At 72.5% G+C, this 18,258-nt stretch carries 8 protein-coding genes and 1 riboswitch; of the genes, 7 read left to right on the forward strand and 1 reads right to left on the reverse strand.

Features of this window, described 5'->3' with window-relative positions; genetic code table 11:
* Window positions 1-107 precede the first annotated feature (107 nt).
* The 7 genes from VZQ01_RS36300 (at window position 108) to VZQ01_RS36330 (ending at window position 16,837) form a co-directional block, all read left to right on the forward strand.
* Window positions 108-3,434, forward strand: a complete 3,327-nt coding sequence (locus VZQ01_RS36300; protein ID WP_248546046.1) for a response regulator — start codon at window positions 108-110, stop codon at window positions 3,432-3,434.
* Window positions 3,431-5,278 (forward strand): sensor histidine kinase, encoded by a 1,848-nt coding sequence (locus VZQ01_RS36305; protein WP_223752010.1) that lies wholly within the window; start codon window positions 3,431-3,433, stop codon window positions 5,276-5,278. Before VZQ01_RS36300 ends, VZQ01_RS36305 begins: the two co-directional genes overlap by 4 nt.
* A 36-nt stretch (window positions 5,279-5,314) precedes the next feature.
* Window positions 5,315-6,283, forward strand: coding sequence for a FecR domain-containing protein (locus VZQ01_RS36310; RefSeq protein ID WP_223752009.1), 969 nt, complete (start codon window positions 5,315-5,317; stop codon window positions 6,281-6,283).
* 75 nt (window positions 6,284-6,358) lie between these two features.
* A riboswitch (cyclic di-GMP riboswitch) is annotated at window positions 6,359-6,439 on the forward strand.
* A gap of 93 nt (window positions 6,440-6,532) precedes the next feature.
* Window positions 6,533-8,206, forward strand: coding sequence for a TolB family protein (locus VZQ01_RS36315; RefSeq protein ID WP_426745941.1), 1,674 nt, complete (start codon window positions 6,533-6,535; stop codon window positions 8,204-8,206).
* A 52-nt stretch (window positions 8,207-8,258) separates the two neighbouring features.
* Complete coding sequence (locus VZQ01_RS36320) at window positions 8,259-10,157, forward strand: hypothetical protein (protein WP_426745942.1); 1,899 nt, start codon at window positions 8,259-8,261, stop codon at window positions 10,155-10,157.
* Between the two features lie 68 nt (window positions 10,158-10,225).
* Window positions 10,226-13,765, forward strand: a complete 3,540-nt coding sequence (locus VZQ01_RS36325) for a flagellar motor protein (RefSeq protein ID WP_426749014.1) — start codon at window positions 10,226-10,228, stop codon at window positions 13,763-13,765.
* A gap of 9 nt (window positions 13,766-13,774) precedes the next feature.
* Window positions 13,775-16,837 (forward strand): hypothetical protein, encoded by a 3,063-nt coding sequence (locus VZQ01_RS36330; RefSeq protein WP_426745943.1) that lies wholly within the window; start codon window positions 13,775-13,777, stop codon window positions 16,835-16,837.
* 9 nt (window positions 16,838-16,846) lie between these two features.
* Here VZQ01_RS36330 and VZQ01_RS36335 read toward each other — a convergent pair whose 3' ends face one another.
* Window positions 16,847-18,250 carry a DUF4388 domain-containing protein gene (locus VZQ01_RS36335; protein ID WP_426749015.1) on the reverse strand — a complete coding sequence of 468 codons (1,404 nt, stop codon included), beginning with the start codon at window positions 18,248-18,250 and terminating at the stop codon, window positions 16,847-16,849.
* Between the last annotated feature and the right edge of the window lie 8 nt (window positions 18,251-18,258).

Below are 18,258 nucleotides of genomic sequence, written 5' to 3' on the forward strand. Positions count from 1 at the left end.
GTCAATTCGTTCAGTGTCCCACCGCGCACCTGGAGTGCGTGCCCATCTTTTCGGCATTCTCAGTTCTTGAGGGGAGTGGACGAACTCGACGTACAATTCCGCCCGCTTTGTCCGAACTCCGCCACACGCTGCTCTTCGTCGACGATGAGGCCGACGTCCTGGACATCCTCACCCGGATGTTCCAGCGCCGGTATCGCGTGCTCACGGCCCTGAGCGGGCAGGCCGCGCTGGAAGTGCTTCGCCGGGAGACGGTGGACGTGCTCGTCACGGACCAGCGGATGCCGGAGATGACGGGCATCGAGCTGGCGGCGACGGCACGCGCCGAGGGCTTCGACGTCACCACGCTCCTGCTCACGGGCTTCACGGACCCCGATGACCTCATCGCGGCCATCAACCAGGGGCAGGTGTACCGCTACATCACCAAGCCCTGGGACGTGAACGACCTGCTCATCACCGTGAAGAACGCGGTGGAGTACACGCAGCTGCGGCGCGACAAGGAGCGGCTCATCCGCCAGCTCCACCAGCGCGTGGAGGCCCTGTTCGTCCTCTACGAGGTCAGCCGCGCGAGCGCGAATGATCCGGCCAGCTACGACAACATCATCGACCGCGTGCTCATCGCCGTGGCCAGGGTGCTGCCGTACGACTGCGGCGCGGCGCTCATCGCCCCGGACGAGTCGCGCAGCGCGACCTTGCGGCTGCGCTGTCACGGCACGGTGGGGGAGCAGGCGCTGCTGGGCGTGAAGGAGTCGATGCTCGGCGCGTACCGCAAGAGCTCCGGCCTGCTGCTTCCGGAGGACCGCGTCATCACCCGCGTGGCGGGCACGACGACGCAGGACGCGGCGGCGCCGGCGGTCTACCCCAGCCAGCTCACGGTGAACCTGGTGGCCGGCGGGCGTCCGGTGGGCATGCTGTCGCTGTTCAGCCAGCGCTCGGACGCGTTCACCGAGGACGACGGCGTGCTGCTGGACGTGCTCGCCAACCAGACGGCGGACGCCATCCAGTCCTTGCGCTCGGCCGAGGAGGAGGCCCGCCACCGCATGGAGCGGATGGTGGAGTCCATGGCCGACGGCGTGGTGCTCACCGACGAGAAGAACGACATCGTGGTGATGAACCCGGCGGCGCGAAGGCTGTTGCACGTGGGGGACGACCCCGCGGAGCACACCAGCCGGATGATGGAGGAGCGCCTGGGCTTCCAGCCGTTCCACCTGGTGCGCGGCTGGGAGTACAGCGGCACGCAGGTGCTGCGCGAGGAGGTGAAGCTCTTCGACCGGCACGTGCAGACGACGACCACGCCGGTGGGCGACGCGCGCGGCACGCTGCGCGGGGTGTGCGTGGTGCTGCGCGACATCACCGACCAGAAGCGCCTGGAGGAGCGCAAGGACGAGTTCGTCTCCATGGTGAGCCACGAGCTGCGCACGCCGCTCACGTCCATCTCCGGCGCGCTGGACCTGGTGCTCAACTTCATGGCCGGCGACATCAACGAGCGGCAGCGCCGCTACCTGTCGCTGGCGCGCGACTCCACCGAGAAGCTCAACACCATCGTCGACGACCTGCTGGACCTGTCGAAGTTCGCCAAGGGTCGGCTGCGGATGAACTTCGAGGTCGCGTACCTGGACGAGCTGGTCCAGCGCGTGGTGGAGAAGTACGGCCCGGCCTTCGACGAGAAGCGCGTGAAGGTGACGCCGGGGCTGCCGCGCCACCCGCTGCGCGTCATCGCGGACCCGAACCGGCTCAACCAGGTCCTCAACAACCTGCTCAACAACGCGGTGAAGTTCACGCCCGAGGGCGGCGAGGTGCGCGTGGAGCTGCATGCCACGTCCAGCCTGCCCGGCTACGTGGTGCTCTCCTGCTGGAACAGCGGAGACCCCATCGCCGAGGACAGCCTGGAGCGCATCTTCGACCGCTTCGAGCAGGCGCGCACCAAGGCCAACCGCACCGTGCGCGGCACGGGCCTGGGCCTGGCCATCTGCCGCAACATCGTGGAGGCCCACGGCGGGCGCATCTGGTGCGAGCCGTGCGTGGACGGCGTGCGCTTCATGGCGGTGCTGCCCACCGAGCCTCCCGCGGAGCTGCGGCAGTCGGACGACGCCGCCGAGGCCCAGTCCCCCAAGCGGCGCGAGAGCCGGGGGCGGGTGCTGGTCATCGAGGGCGAGCACGAGGTGGGCTACATCGCCAAGGCGCTGATGTCCGCGCGCGGCTACGAGGTGCGGCTCGCGTTCAATGCCGAGGAGGGCCTGTCCAGCGCGCGCAAGCACCACCCGGACATGGTGCTGGTGTCCGTGCGCCTGCCGGACGTGGACGGCCTGCGGCTGGCGGAGATCCTCCGGCACGACCCGGAGACGCGGCGCGCGCCCTTGCTGCTCACGTCCGCGTTCGACGAGCGCCAGCGCGCCTTCCGCGCCGGCGCCGACGCGTTCCTGGTGCGCCCGCTGACGCCGGACAAGCTGCTGGCCACGGTGGACTCGCTGGTGCGCGGCCGCGCGGGCCCGGCGCACGGGCGCGTGCTGGTGGTGGACGACGACTCGAAGATCTCCGCCATCTGTCGCGAGGTGCTGGAAAACATCGGCTTCGACGTGGCGGTCGCGGGCTCGCTGGAGGAGGGCCGGCGCGCCCTGCGCGAGCGCAGGCCGGACGTCATCCTGCTGGACGTCACGCTGCCGGATGGCGACGGGTTCCTCTTCCTCGAGGAGATAAAAGCCGAGCGCGCCAGCGGTCACATCTCCGTCATCTTCATCTCCGCGCGCGCGGAGACGTCCTCGAAGGTGCGCGCGCTGAAGCTGGGCGGCGACGACTACCTCACCAAGCCCTTCGACGCGCTGGAGCTGGGCGCGCGGGTGGAGAGCGTGCTGCGCCGCAAGGAGCAGGAGCTGTCGGCCTCGCCGACGACGCAGCTGCCGGGCTCCACCGCGATTGAACGCGAGGTGCAGCGGCGGCTCATCGCCCGTCGCCCCTTCGCCTTCTGCTACCTGGACCTGGACAACCTCAAGGCCTACAACGACTACTACGGCTTCGCGAAGGCGGACGGCGTCGTGCGTCAGACGGGCGACCTGATGCGTGAGATTTTCGCGCAGGAGGGCGTGCCCGGGGACTTCCTGGGCCACGTGGCCGGGGACGACTTCGTCTTCATCGCCTCGCCGGAGTCGGTGGACCGGGTGTGCCAGACGGCCATCGAGACCTTCGACCGCATCATCCCGCTCTATTACGACAGGCAGGACCGGGAGCGGGGGCACATCGAGGCGGAGGACCGCTTCGGGGAGCGCCGGCGCTTCCCCATCATGAGCGTGTCCATCGTCGCGGTGATGACCGACGGCACCCAGGACCACGCGGAGCTGGCCCGGCGGGCGGCTGACATGAAGAAGCGCGCCAAGGCCATCCAGGGCTCCGTCTACCTGCGCAGTGACCGCGAGCAGGTGGTACGCTCCGTCGCCGGGTGAGGCTCTACCAGCAGCTGGTCCTGTTCATGCTCGCGGCGACGGTGTTGCCGCTGGCCGCCGTCGGCTTCCTGTTGCTGTCGCGCGCGGAGGCGGAGCTCGTCGCCCGCATCGACGCGGAGCAGCGCACGCAGGCCGCCGCGGCGGCGGAGGCCGTGGGCTCCACCCTCATGGAGGTGGTGGACGCGCTGGCGCGCTCCGCGGAGCTCATCGACTGGCAGGCCGCCACGGAGGCGGAGACGGTGGGCGGTCTGCGGCTGCTCTACGGCCAGTCCCAGGCCGTGAGCGCCGTGCTCAAGCTGGACGCGCGGGGCCAGCCGGTGGGCGCGCCCGTGTTCCGACCCCGGGATACGGAGGGGCACCCCGGTTTCCGTGAAACGGGGCTCGAGCGGATGGTGGGCTCGGTGCCCGTGCAGCAGCTGCGGGGCGGCGGCAAGGGGCAGGCGGCGCTCGGCGGCGCGTACGTGCACGCGGAGAGCGGCCGCGCGGCGGTGGCCGTGGCCGTGAAGCTGGCCGAGGGCGAGGACGCGCCGTTCGCACTGGCGGAGGTCGTCTTCGGTCCGCTGGAGGCCGCGCTGCGCCGCCGTCCTCCAGGCGCGCTGGGGCGGGTGGACCTGGTGGACGAGGAGCGCCGGGTGCTCGCCAGCTCCGAGCCCGAGCGGCGGATGGTGACGCTCTCGCCGGAGGTCGCCGCGCACCTGCTCGCGCCCACGGCGCCGGAGCCGGACGTGGTGCGCAGCTTCCGGCTGGAAGACCCGCCGCGCCGGGTGAGCGTGGCGCGCGTGTCGCGAGGCCTGCGCTTCGACGTGGTGGTGGAGGTGGACGAGGCCGCGGCGCTGGCGCCCGTGCGGGCCATGCGGCGCACGGTGCTCTTCTCCATCGGCGGCGCGCTCTTCGTCCTGTTGGGCCTGGGCGCGCTCTTCACGCGGCGGCTCAACCGGCGGCTGGAGGACGTGGTCCAGGGCGCGGAGGCCTTCGGCCGGGGGGAGCTGGACAAGCGCGTGAAGGTGGAGGGGCAGGACGAGCTGAGCGAGCTGGCCAACACCTTCAACCGCATGGGCGCGGAGCTGGAGGCGGCGCGCGCGCGGATGCTGCGATGGAACGACGAGCTGCGCGTGCGCGTGGAGGAGGCCACGGGTGAGCTCAAGAGCGCCCAGGCCCAGCTGCTCGAGGCGCAGAAGCTGGCGGCGGTGGGACAGCTGGGCGCGGGCGTGGCGCACGAAATCAACAACCCGCTGGCCGGCATCCTCGGCAACGTGCAGCTGCTCATGCTGGACCGCGGCTCCGCGGACCCCGACCTGGATACGCTGCGCAAAATCGAGCAGAGCGCCAAGCGCTGCAAGGAGATCACCCAGAACCTGCTGCGCTTCTCCCAGCAGCGCGAGCGTCCGGACCTGCGCCCCGTGGACCTCAATGCCGTGGTGCGCGATGCGCTCAGCCTCACCGAGCACCAGATCCTCAGCGACGGCGTGACGCTCGAGACGAAGCTCGCGCCCGGGATGGGCCGCGTGCGCGCGGATCCCGGCCACCTGTCGCAGGTGGTGCTGGCCCTGTTGTCCAACGCGCGCACCGCGATGATGAAGTCCCCCACGCGCAGGCTCACGCTGCGCACCGGTGAGCGCGACGGGCGCACGTTCCTGGAGGTGGAGGACACGGGGAAGGGCATCCCCGCGGACATCCGCCCGCGCATCTTCGAGCCCTTCTTCACCACGAAGGATGTGTGGTCCAACGTGGGGTTGGGCCTGAGCGTGTCGTGGCGCGTCGTGACGGAGGCGGGAGGAACACTCAGCGTCCGCTCGGAAGTGGGGCAGGGGGCCTGCTTCACCGTGGAGCTGCCGAGGGCCTGAGCATCCCACGCGGCCTGTGATAGCTAGGAGGACTCCATGGCCGAGCCCCGCACTCATCGGCGCCAGACGCCCTTCTACGTCGGCCTCGTGCTGATCCTCGCGGCCCTGCCCCTGGGCTGGTTCCTCTTCCTGCGCCAGCCTCCCGCGCCGCCGACGCCGCCGCCCCCGCCCGTCGTCCCCGTGGTGGCGCCGGTGGTGGAGAAGGCGATGGAGCTGGAGCTCACCGAGGTCACCGGCACGGTGGAGGTGAAGGAGGGCAGCGGCGCGTGGCGCAAGGCGTCCGTGGGCATGGCGCTGAGGCGCCACGACAAGGTGCGCACGGAGGACGGCTCGTACGCCGTGCTCATCGGCGGCGAGGCGGTGGAGTTCCGCATGGACCCGGGCACCGAGGTGTCCGTGGAGGACCTGACGAAGTCCGCGTCGCGCCTGTTGCTCGCCAGCGGCATGGCCACCGCCGTGGTGCGCCCCGGCAAGCGCCACACCTTCGAGGTGAAGGCCGCGCAGAGCGACGCGGTGGCCACCCTGCACGAGTCCGGTGCCTTCACGATGAGCAACAACGGCCAGGGCACCGTGGCCGTGGGCACGCGCGAGGGCGAGGTGACGCTGCTGGGGCAGGGCAAGGTCGTCATCGTCCGTGCGGGCCAGCAGTCCGTGGTGCGCCCCGGCCAGGCGCCGTCCGAGCCCGCGGCCGTCCCCACCAGCCTGCTGCTCAAGGTGGACTGGCCCTCCGAGCGCACGCGCCGGGAGAAGGAGCTGCTCGTGCGGGGGCAGACGACGCCGGGCAGCCGCGTGCAGGTCAACGACGTGCGCGTGCTCGCCGACGCGGAGGGCCGCTTCGAGCGCAAGGTGAAGCTGCGCGAGGGCGCCAACACCGTGGACGTGCGCGCGGTGGGCGTCGGTCGTGTCGAGCAACGCGAGCAGGCCGAGGTCATCGTCGACACGCGCCCGCCGCCGTTGAAGACGGACTCGGACATCTGGAATCAGGCGAACGATTCAAGCCCCTGAAACCCCGAGCGTCCTGGCAGGCGGTCGGCTTGACCCCTGGCAGGGGGTCTCCCTAGACTTCGTCGCGAAGTCATTCCTGTTCAAGGGCAATCCAGGGCGAAAGCCTTGGTGCGCAAAGCCGCGGGGCCCGAAGCAAGGCCGGCCGTGGTTGCCGTGGGGAACCAGCTCCGGGGAGGACTCCGGGCCCACTGCTGCCTTGTGCGGGCATGGGTCTGTGGTTCCAGCGTCCTTCCGGGAAGGTGGTTTCCGATGCTGCGCGCTCTGTCCCTCGTGACGTGCCTGCTCCCTGCCTTGGCCTCCGCGGACACCCCCGAAGTGGGAACGCTGTCCGGCTTCGCCAAGGTGGTGAACGACAGCCCCGGAGACCAGACGGACCCGCACGTGAGCGGCGCGCTGGTCGCGTACACGAACGAGTCCGGAGGCCGCAGCGAGATCCGCTACCACGACCTGGTGTCCGGCGAGGACGCGGCCATCCCCAACGAGGGCGCGTTCGACTTCGTCTCGGACATCAGCGGGGACACGGTGGTCTTCACCCGCGTCAGCGCCTCCAGCGCCATCTACACGTACCAGGTGGGCGCGGGGCTGCCGGCGCGGGAGCTGGCGCCCCAGCCGGGCAGCAGCCGCAGGGCGGCGGTCATCGGCGGGCGCACCGTGGCGTGGCAGGACTTCGGCTTCACGGGCAGCACGCTCGAGCCGGAGATCGCCCTCTACGACCTGGACCAGGGCACGCTCACGCGGCTCACCGAGGACCGGATGTTGGACCGCACGCCGGCGGTGGCGCCGGACGGCCAGACGGTGGTCTGGGCCAAGTGCAACGCGGAGGGCCTGCAGTGCGACATCTGGCGCGCGCGGCGGGAGGGCGCCGCGTTCTACTCGCAGGCGCTCACCGGCAGCGAGGGCGAGGAGTCCCAGCCGGACACCAACGGAGAGCTCGTCGTCTACGCGAGCACGCGCACCGTCGACGGGGTCTCGGACCGGGACATCTACTGGAAGCCGGTGAACGGTGGCACCGAGCAGCGGCTCGCGCTGCCGGGACTGGATGCGAACCCCAGCATCAGCGGCTCGTTGATCGCCTTCGAGCGGAGGGACCCGACCAAGGGCGACTTCGACATCGCGCTGTACAACCTCGACACGCAGACGCTGTACCTGCTCACCGACTCGCCGGACAACGAGAACCTCAACGACCTGAGCGTGTCCGACGACGGCACCGTGCGCGTCGTGTGGACGGTGTCGAAGAACGGTGACTTCGACGTGCACAGCTTCACCTTCCAGCTCCCCCGGGATGGACCGTGCGACGTCGCGCCCACGGCCACGCCCACGCCGCCCCGGAGCGCGGAGGAGGTGTGCAAGCAGCCCGGCAAGACGCCGCTGCTCGCCGCGCTGGAGGTGGCGCGCACCACGGGACAGCCCAACGCCGTCTCGCTGGGCTTCCACGGCAAGGGCGCCGGGGTGATGTGTGTCGACAATGGCTACAGCGGCGAGCGCGCCACGTCCGGGTGGGTGTGGCTGGATGGGCGTGAAATCGTCGACCCGTCCCGTTTCAAGCCCACCGTGGCGCTCGTGGCGCGTGACGTCACCCTGGGCGGAAACACGTGGCTCGCCGCGCTGATCTCCGGAAATCCAGGAAGCTCGTTCCGCATCCGCGTGTACGGCACCGCGTCCGAGTGTGGCGCGACGGTGTCGCCCGCGGGCTCGCAGCAGGTGCTCGGGCAGGCCATCACACCGATTTCCCTCGGGACGAGTGGGGTGTCATCCCTGACCTTCGAGCCGGGTGAAGATGGGCGGGGCCTCGGGTGCAGTACGAGCGGAACCACGTCCGGGGCGGTGGGGCTGGTGATGTTGGCGTTGTGGCTGGCGCGGCCTCGGCGCGAGCCGGTGTTGGTTTCGCGGAAGGAACTTCGGAGAAGGGGAAGCAGCCTGTAGACTTCCGTGCGTCCTGAACCGTTTTCATCCCCCAGTTCTCCTGCTGCTATGCGTGTGCGCTGCCTCGGCCTGGGCCGACACGCTCGAGCTGCTTGGACCGTCATCGGCGGTGACGCCCGATGGTTTCCCGCTGGCGCTGGTGCGCAGGGATGCCTCGGGTACGCCCGTGCCGTGGGTGGGCAAGCCGGTGGTGACGGTGGAGGGCGCGGAGCTTCGGCCAGGTGACGCACGGCCGCCGCTGGGCACGTACGTCGTCGTGCCTCGGCCGGGGGCTCGGGACGTGGTGGTGCGCGCGAAGGTGGATGGGCTGGAGGCGCAGGCGCGCTTCGTGTTGGGGCCGCCGGCCACCGAGGTGCAACTGGCGCTGGAGCCCGCCGCGCCGGTGAAGGGGCGCGACAAGGAGGCTCGGCTCACGGTGAAGCTGCTGCGGCCGGACGGCACGGCCGATGACAGCGGCGCGCCGCCCGTGGTGCGCGTGAGCACCGGACGGGTGGCGGACCTGGAGCGGGTGGAGCCGGGCACGTATCGCGCGCGCTACATCCTGCCGGACACGCGCTACCCGGAGGTGGCCATCCTCGTCGCGTTCTCCGCGTGGCCCAGTCCGCAGTCCGTGCACGGTGCCTATGGGCGCGTGCTGGTGCCGCTGGCCGCGTCGGTGAACCTGCCGGGCACGACGGAGAAGGACGCGCGCATCTCCATCGAGATCGCGGGTGAGAGCTTCGGCCCGGTGACGGCGGGGCCGGACGGGCGCTTCCGTCTGCCCATCGTCGTGCCGCCGGGACATCGCTTCGGCAAGGGGAGCGTGGTGGACCGGGCGGGCAACGTGCGTCGGGAGAGCATCGACCTGAACCTGCCGCCCACGGATGGTCTGGCGTGTGTGCTCCAGCCGCAGCGGCTGCCGGCGGATGGGGTGTCGCGAGCGCGTCTGGTGTGCGCGACGAGCGACCCCTTGGGCAAGCCGGTGGAGGACGCGAAGGTGACGGCGCAGGCGCGGCGGGGAACCCTGTCGAATGGCACGCGCGCGGCGGGCGGCATGCTGGAGTGGCTCTACACCGCGCCCAGGACGCTGGCGGATGACGAGCGCATCGAGGCGGCGTGGCCTCAGCGTGGCGCGGGCTCGAAGGAGAGCCTCGCGCTCCAGCTCGCGCAGGGGCCCGCGTCGGAGCTGACGATGTCCGTGGCCGACCCGCTCGTGCACCGTGGCTCCCACGTGGACGTGACGGTGGGAGCGCGGGATGCGCTCGGCAGGCCGCGTCCCGGGGTGATGCTGGCGCTGGAGGCGCCCGAGGGGGAGTTCTCCGTGGCGCGGGAGACCTCGCCGGGGCAGTTCTTGAGCACATGGTCTCCGCCGGCCTCGGGTGGCGAGGAGTCGGTGGCGCTGCGTGCGCGGGCCTGGGGGCCGTTGGGCAGTGAGCCCGCGCGCATCGCGGTGTGGTCTCGCGGCGGCGAGCTGTTCGCGGGCGTGTCCGACCTGGCGGACCAGCCGGTGCCCTCACAGCCGCTGCGCGTGGACGGGCATCCGCTGACGACAGGCCCGGATGGCACCGTGTCCCTGGGCGTGTTGGCGCCGGGCGCGCACGTGGTGGCGCACGGCGTTTGGACGGGGCTGGTGCGCACGCTCCATGTCCTGACGAAGGACGGACAGGTGTATCCGTTGGATCCGCCGCTGGTGCCCGAGCCGCTGACGCAGACGGTGCGCGTGGCGCCCGAGGTCCCCGTCAACGTGCGGCTCCGCGTGGAGGGCACTCGCGTGACGTACTGGCTGGAGGACGCGAAGGGACACACGCTCGAGGGGCGGCGGGTGCATGTCTCGCTGTCGGAGGGCGCGCGGGAAGCCGAGCAGGTCCGCGAGGGCCGCACGTCCTTCACGGTTCGCGCGGCCACGCCGGTGAGTGTCTCCGTGGCGGACGTGGAGACCGGCGTCACGGCGCTGGCCGAGGTACGACCGTGAGACGCTCGGGCCTGGGCCTCCTGCTGGTGGTGTTCTGGGCGGGCCTTGCCCGGGCGCAGGGCGCGTCGATGGACGTGCCGTCGCTGGCGTCGACCATCGCCGGGCGCGTGTGCCAGGACACGGATGGTGACGGACGCTGTGGCGCGGACGAGCCTGGCATCGCGCAGGTGCGCCTGGTGCTGGCGACGGGACGCGAGGTGCTCACCGATTCGCACGGGCGCTTCCACCTCACCGGCGTGGACGCGCGCGTGCCGGAGGTCACCCGAGGGCTGCACCTGCGGCCGGGGCGTCATCGGCTCAAGGTGGACGCGCGCTCATTGCCCGCGACGAGTCAGGTGACGCCGGAGGCCGCCACGGTGGAGGTGCCCTGGGGCGCCGTCGTCCTCCAGGACTTCGCGGTGCGCACGAGGCCCGCGTCGGCGTCGTCGCTGGGGCTGTCCTTCGAGCGCGCGCCGCCGGTGGCGAGCGTCGCGTCCGGCGAGGGCGCGGTGTTGTTCCGGGTGGCGGGGCAGGCGTCCGTGGGGGACCGCGTGCGCGTGGGGGCCGCGGAGGCGGAGGTGGATGCGCGCGGCGGTTGGAGCGCGCGGGTGCCGCTCATCGCGGGCGCCAACGAGCTGGCCATCACGGCGACGGCGCCGGATGGCTCGGTGCGCCTGTATCGCCAGCGCATCGACGTCGTGCAGCGCGCCGAGGGCTGGCTGGTGGTGCCCAGGCCCTTGGAGCTCCTGGGCTCGGTGCGCCTCCCGGCGGCGCGTGACGAGCGCGCGGCCACCGGCGTCGCGCGAATGAAGGTCGAGGCCCGCGAGGGCACGCTGGTTCGCGGCGTGGGGCGAGAGCCCTTGTTCGTGGGGCCGGAGGGCTGGGTGGAGGTCCCCGTGACGCTGTCCCCGGGCCTCAACCGCGTGCCCCTGGTGCTGGCCCCGCCGGGCGCGAGCGAGCGCGAGCTGCTGCTGGACATCCAGGCGGAGGCGCGGCCCTTCGCGGTGGCCCTGCTCGATGTCGAGGTGTCGTTCGCGCCGGGAGACAGCGACTGGCAGCTGCGAGGGCGAGGCTCCGCGCACGCCGAGCTGCGCCTGGGGCCCGTGGACGTGGTGGGCGAGGTGGACCTGCGCGACACGGACGCGCGCACGCTGCGCGGCAAGGAGCTCCCGGATTGGCTGCGTCCCCGGGTGCCCGAGCGCTTCGAGCGCGTGGCGGACCCGGACTTCTCTCCGGCGGAGTGGGGCGATGACTCGGTGTCGCTGACGCCGAACGCCTCCGAGGCCCGCCTGCGCGTCGAGGCCCGGCACGCGGAGCATGGCCGCGCGGGCCTGGGCACCTATCGCGCGCTGGTGCAGGACCGCGAGGTGGGCCGCTATCACCGTCCGCTCTTCGGTCCCTACGCGGAGCTGGCGACGTCGGCCGACGCGCGCGACGGAGCGCTCCGGGCCGGCGTGGACGCGTTCGGCGGAAGCCTCACCGACCCGACGCGAGGGCTCGCCGCGGTCCCCGCGCACGAGGAGCTCCGCGCCACGGGCGGCAGCCTCTACTACCTGGGCGCGGTGTCGGTGGCGGAGGGCTCGGAGCTGCTGCGCGTGGAGGTGCGCGACGGTGTCACGGGCCTGCCGCTGGCGGAGCGGCACCTGGTGCGAGGTCGCGACTACGACATCGACTACTTCGCGGGCCGCATCCTGCTGTCCCGGCCGCTGTCGTTCCTCGCGAGCGACACCTTCTTCCGGACGGACATGGTGACGCAGGCGCCGGAGCCGGTGCTCGTCGCGGACTACGCGGCGCTGCGCTCCATGGACACCGAGGACTCCGGCGGCGGTGAGCTGTGGGCCGAGTGGAAGGGCGCCCGCGTGGGGCTCGCTGCGGTGCGGGAGGGGCGCGGCGAGGGCCGACCCTACACGCTCTACTCCGGCCGGGCCTCGGCGCGTGTCGGTGGCTACGCGCTGGAGGCGGAGGGGGCTTCCAGTCGCGGCTCCGCGGTGGACGCGGGGCTCTTCGGCGTCTCGGATGACGGAGGTCTGAGCTATCTGCGTCCGACGGGCGCCGTCGCGACGGGCGGCGAGGCGCTGGGCCTGCGGCTGCGCGGTCCGGGGTTGTCCGGCGATGGCTCCGTGGATGCGTCCTACCGCTGGCGCGCGCGGGGCTTCTCGGATGGCGCGCACCTGGACGCGGCGCGCTTCCAGCAACTGGCGCTGCGGGTGCGTCAGCCCCTGGGCCGACTGCGCCTGTCGCTGCTCGCGGATGGACGTCAGTCGGCGGACCCGCGCGAGCCCTTCGTCGACCATCCCTTCTCCGCGAGCACCGTCGGCGCGAGCGTGGGGTGGGAGGAGGCCGACTGGGGCGTGAGCGTGGAGGCGCGCGACGCGCGCTTGAAGGCGGCCGAGGTCGTGGGGCAGGGCGAGGCGCTGACGGGAGGCCGCACCTCCGTGGGCGTCGCGGGCCGCTACCGGTTGCTCGAGGGACTGTGGCTCCAGGCGTCGCACCGGCAGAAGCTGGCGCTGCATGGCGCGGGGCCCGGTCGGGTGGATGACACGTTCAGCGCGGCGGGCGTGGACGTGGCGCTGGGCCGCGACACGCGCGTGGACGTGCGCGGCGGCTGGGGGCCGGACCTGGGGCCCCGGGCCTGGGCCAACGTGGAGTCGCGTCGTGGCGCGGACGTGTACTACGGCGGCTACTCGGTGGACGTCGACGGGCCGGACTTCGGCGCGGGCCGGACGCTCACGGGCGCGCGCACGGAGCTGCCCGACAGCGGCACGGCGCTCTTCGTCGAGGAGGTGGGCCTGCATGATGCCTCCACCCTCCGCATGTCTCGCGCGGTGGGCTTCCAGAAGACGGTGCTCGACGGCTTGAGCGTGGGCGCGCGCTATGAGCGCGGCGTGCGCAGCCTGCTGGACCTGGACCCGCCGCTGCGGCGCGACGCGGGAGGCGTCTTCGGCCAGCTGCTCCTGAGCCGGCTGCGACTGGAGGGCCGCTTCGAGCTGCGTCGCGAGAAGGGCACGCCGGAGCGGGGCGCGACCGAGGCCGTGGACCGGCTGCAGACGGTGGTGGCGCTGGCGGCGGAGGCGGAGCTGCCGCGCGACGTGACGGCCTCCGGCCGTGTGGACTTCGCGCGCACCGTCAACGACGACGCGCTGGAGGCCCGGCTGCTGGAGGGCTACGCGGCGCTGGCCTGGAGGCCCGGTCCGTGGCTGGTGGTGGCGCGCTACGGTGTCACCCGAGAGCTGTTGCCGGGGACTCGGGCCGCGTTCGGAGACAGGGCGCTGCAGATCCTCTCGCTGATGCCCGCGGTGCGCCTGGGCGACCGGTTCTCCGTCGCGGCCGGGCTGCACGCGGGGCGCAGTGAGCTGCGGGGCTCGTCGCGGTGGGTGTGGACCGGCACGGTGCGTCCGGCGGTCCGGGTGGTGGGGGCCGTGGAGGTGGCGGCGGAGGCGGCGCGCAGGACGGCCTCCCTGGACGGAGAGCGGCTGACGGCGGTGCGGGCGGAAGTGGCCTATCGGATGGATGAGCGACTCCGGATGGCCGTGGGGTACACACTGCTGGGCTTCAGCGGCTTGGGTCTGGCCACCGAGTCGTCGGAGAATCAGGACCGGCTCTACCTGCGGGCGGAGCTCGCCTACTAGGAGTCTCGCGTGCGCGCCGGCATCCTCATCTGTCTCTGCGTGGGAGTGTCCGCGGTCGCCTCCGCGGAATGGAAGGTGGGGCCCGGCGTGCCGGGAGAGCCCCGGGACGTGCGGGCCTGGGGCCATGAGCGTGTGGCCCTGGCGCACTCCACGGGCGCCGAGCTCTTCGAGAACGAGGAGCAGGTGGCCTTCCGCTTCCTGTCTCCCGCGGTGGGCACCTTGCTGACGTCCACGGGCTGCTTCGCCGGCGTGCACGCGAATGGAACCCTCTACGCGTACGACAGCTGCCTGCCTGACTCCAAGTTCATCCCCGAGATTCCCACCTCCACCGTGTTCGATGTGCGCCGGGTGATGCAGACGCAGTCGGGGAGCAGCTACGCGGCCATCACCGTGGACACGAACGAAATCCTGGTGCTGGGCGCGACGCCGTCCGGCACCGGTGTGCTTCCCTGGAACACGCGCATCCTGCAGACGAGCCAGTTCAGGGCGACCTCGGTGATGGGGGTGACGGACACGGCGGGCGCGGTGCCGCACGCGCTCCTCCAGGTCGTCGGGCCGCCCAACCTCATCTACGTGCGCGGCGACCAGCGCCTGGCGGAGTTCAGCGTGCCCACCGCGCTGACGACGCTCCCGTTCCTGACGCTGGACCTCTTCGCCACGAGCGGTCCCCATCCCGTCGCGCTGCTGGGCAACCAGGACGGGCTCTTCCGGGGGCAGCTCACGTCGGGCGTGCCACCGAACGACACGTTCCAGCGCGTCACCCTGCATGGCTCGGGGCCGGTGAGCATCACGTCCGTGGACCTCACCACCGAGCAGGGCAGCGCCCGGGGGACGGGCTTCGGTCTGGCGGTGGGCGTCGACAGCAATGGGGAGCCGGTGGTCCTGGGCGCGGTGCCCACCGCGAGCGCGGCGGACTCGGGCACGACGTGGCGCATCCATCCCGCCTTCGCGGGCGCGTCGCTGCCCGTGTCGGCCCCGTTCAACCAGGTGTCCTGCGTGGACCCGACCTTCTGCGTGCTCACGCTGAGCAACATCGAGCCGAACGTCATCTACTACTCCAACGCCGCGGCGCCGGTGTTCGGCTCGTTCCCGGACCCGGTCCTCATCGACGAGCGCACCACGCGGACGCTGGACATCACCGCCACGGACCCCGACGGCGACGCGGTGCGCGTCTCCGTGGACGCGGCGCAGTCGACGCTGAACGTCAGCGCCACGCCTCGTCCGGACGCGGTGACGCTGACGCTCACCGCGCCCGAGGTCTGCGAGCCGACCACCACGCAGCTCACCGTCTTCGCCGCCGACGGCCTGGGCACGCATGACCGGCAGACCACGGTGAACGTGCGTGTCGAGAACACGGCGGGGCCCGCCACGCCGCGCGTGCAGCCCGCCCAGGCCTCGACGAGCGCGGGAGGCCCCTCGCGCGTCTTCACCGCGTCCCCCGGCGCGGGCTTGTGCGAGTCGGTGGACTACGTGTGGAGCTCGCCTCCGGGACAGCCCGTCCTGGTGACCGAGGGCAACGGTGGCAGCGCCACCTTCGTGCCGCCGGAGTTTTTGTGCGCGGCCTCCGGCGCGCGCTACACGTACGAGGTCCGCGCGAGGGACCGGGGCCAGACGCCTTCGCCGCCCACGACGTTCAGCGTGGACGTGCAGCCCTGGGGCCGTCCTTCGGCGCCCTTCGCGCCGGACGCGGTCCGCCGGTTCACCTCGGGCGAGAGCGTGGAGGTGCGTCCGGACTTCCTGCATCCGTGCGCCGGCGCGCAGGCGCTGCCCGGGGTCCAGACGGTGTGGCGGCTGGCGGACGGGAGCACCACCGTGCCTGCGGGGCTGACGGTGCGGGATGACGCTGGCGCCGCCGTCGACCTGTCCGCGCCCGTGACGGCGCGCGCGCTCCAGGTGTCGGCCGAGGGCTGCGCGAGCGCCTCGCTGACGTTCTCGGTGCGCAACCGCCTGTCGCTGCAGGACGGGACGGTGCTGGAGGGGCCGGAGGCGTGGGTGAAGGTGGAGGCGGCGCCTGCGCCCGAGGACGTCTCCGCCGCGAGCCTGGACCTGTCGATGCAGCTGTCGGGTGGCCAGGACGCGGAGGCGCGGCTGGGCACGTCGCTGCGCTGCCCGGGCGTCCACGCGCTCAAGGCGCGCATGTTCCTGGAGTCCGCGTCCGGCGAGCCCATCGCCTCGGACGTCGTCCCCGTGCCCGGGGTGTGGCGCTTCACGCTCCCGGCGGTCTGCTCGCAGACGCCCTTCACGGTGCGCGGCGAGCTGTACTCGGACGGGCCCACGCCCGTCGAGGCGGGGCGCGCGCGAGAGACCTTCACGGCGCAGGCGCGCCCGGTCGCGCTGGGGGAGCTGGACGGTGAGGCGCTGGTGGCCCGATGTGGCGAGGGCGCGACGGCGCGGCTCACCCAGGAGATTCCCGCCGACGCCTGCAGCGAGGTCAGCCTGTCGTGGTCGCGCGAGTCCGGCCCGGCCCTCACGCAGGACTCCCTGTCGGGCCCGAGCGTCACGCTGAGCACGCGGGAGACGGGGCTGCAGGACCTGGTGGGCGAGTCCCTCAGCCTGCGCGTCACCGCCAGCGCGAGCGGCGGCGGTCAGGCGGACCGGGTGCACTCGGTGCCGATTGTCGCGGACCCCTTCGTCGACGTGCGCCATGAGACGGAGGCCGCCGCGGGACAGGAGACGGGCCTGGTGGGCGTGGTGGTGGCGCTGCGCAACACCACCGCGTGTGACGTGACGGGCCTGCGCTACGTCGAGCACGTCGAGGGCATGGACGTGGTGCCCGGCAGCGTGCGCGTGGAGGGACAGTCGCTCGCGGAGCAGGCGACGGAGGGCGGCTTCTCGGTGGAGGGCGTGTCGCTCCCGGCCCACGCGCAGCGCACGCTGACGTACGTGGCCCGGCCCCGGCTGTTGGGCTCGTCGCACTTCAGCGGCGAGGTGTTCCTCAAGGGCGTCCCGGTGTCGGGGACCCTGGACCGTGAGCCGCCGTCGTCCTGTGGTTGCTCGCAGGGCGGCTCGGGCGCGGCGCTGTTCGGCCTGCTCGCGGTGGCTCGGCTGCTGCGCCGTCGCCGCGAGGGCTGACGGGGCGGTTCAGAGCCCGAAGGAGATGCGATGACGGCGGCTGGGCGTCTCCGGCCGCTCCTCCAGCACCCCGAGCAGCTCCAGGCCCCGCAGCGTGGCGAGGGCCTGTCGCTCCGACACGTCCACCAGCGCGAGCAGATCCTCCACCGTCTTGCTCCCGTCGGCGTACGCGAGCAGCAGGGCCTGTGGACCCTGCAGCTTCAGCTCGTGCAGGCCGTACGGCGGGTCGGCGGTGGGGAAGAGGCGACGTCCGGCGGACATGCGCTGGCGCAGCGCGACCAGCGTCTCCGTCTTCTCCACGCCCTCCAGGATCAAGTCCCCCGGGAAGACGGACAGCTTCACCAGGTCGGCGCGCTGGGGGCGCATCGCGCTGAACCCGTACGCGCCCTCCGTCCAGGGGAAGGTGGACCAGAGCAGCTCGCGCACCTGCTCCTCGAGCAGCTGCTTGCGCCGGCCCGCGTCCAACAGGCCCAGGCGAATCATCGCCTCGCCCGTGCGCAGCCCCTGCTCCTTCGCGACGGTGGCGACCTCCGCGAGCCTCGCCTCGTCGAGCACACCCCGGCGCACGCAGAAGCGGCCGAAGCGCTCATGGGCCAGGTTGGAGGCGGCGTACACGATGCGGCCGGACTCGAAGTAGACGACCTTGAGCACGGAGCCCTGGCGCAGCTTCAGCTCGCCGTGGTGGCGCGACTCGTAATAGGCGTTGAGCAGCCGCGCGACGGACGTGTCCTTGAGGTCCCCCGCCAGCGACCACTCGGGCAGGGCGCGCCGGGCCTTCGCGGGCGCGGGCGCGGGGGACGCCTGCTCGCCGGACCACACCTTGCCCCGGTGGGCGAAGGGCAGGGGGAGCGCGGGCTCCTCGCTCTCCAGGCCGGGCAGCGGCGCGGAGTCGGGGATGGCCTGCATGGGCGAGCCGGTCTCCCCCGCGTCCTCCGGGGTGGGCATCAGCTCCTCCAGCACGATGAGGTCCGCGTCGTCGAGCAGCACGTCCTGCGCGGCCGCCTCGTCCACGGGGGGCGGGGCGCGCGGCACGGGCTCGAAGCCGCCGGCCTTCTCCAGCGCCTCCAGGACCTGGATGAGCTCGAAGGGCTTCTCGAAGAAGCCGCGGGCGCCGTGAATCTGCACGGCCTCCTGCGCGAACCGGTCCCCCTTGTAGACGCCGCTCACCGCGATGGCGGGGATGCCATGGGCGCGCAGGGCGCCGAGCACCTCGCTGCCCCGGATGTCGGGCAAGAGCAGGTCCACCAGCGCCGCGTCCCAGCGCGTGCCCGGGCTGAGCGCCTCCAGGGCGGCCTCGCCCGTGTGCACGGCGCGCGCGTCATGGCCCCGGCCCTGGGCCGAGGAGACGATGAGGGAGGCCAGCTCGTGGTTGTCCTCGACGATGAGCAGTCGCGCCATGGGCGGGCGGACCATACCATCGG

Origin of the sequence: Myxococcus faecalis, assembly GCF_050039385.1 — a bacterium.
Classification (GTDB): Bacteria; Myxococcota; Myxococcia; order Myxococcales; family Myxococcaceae; genus Myxococcus; species Myxococcus fulvus.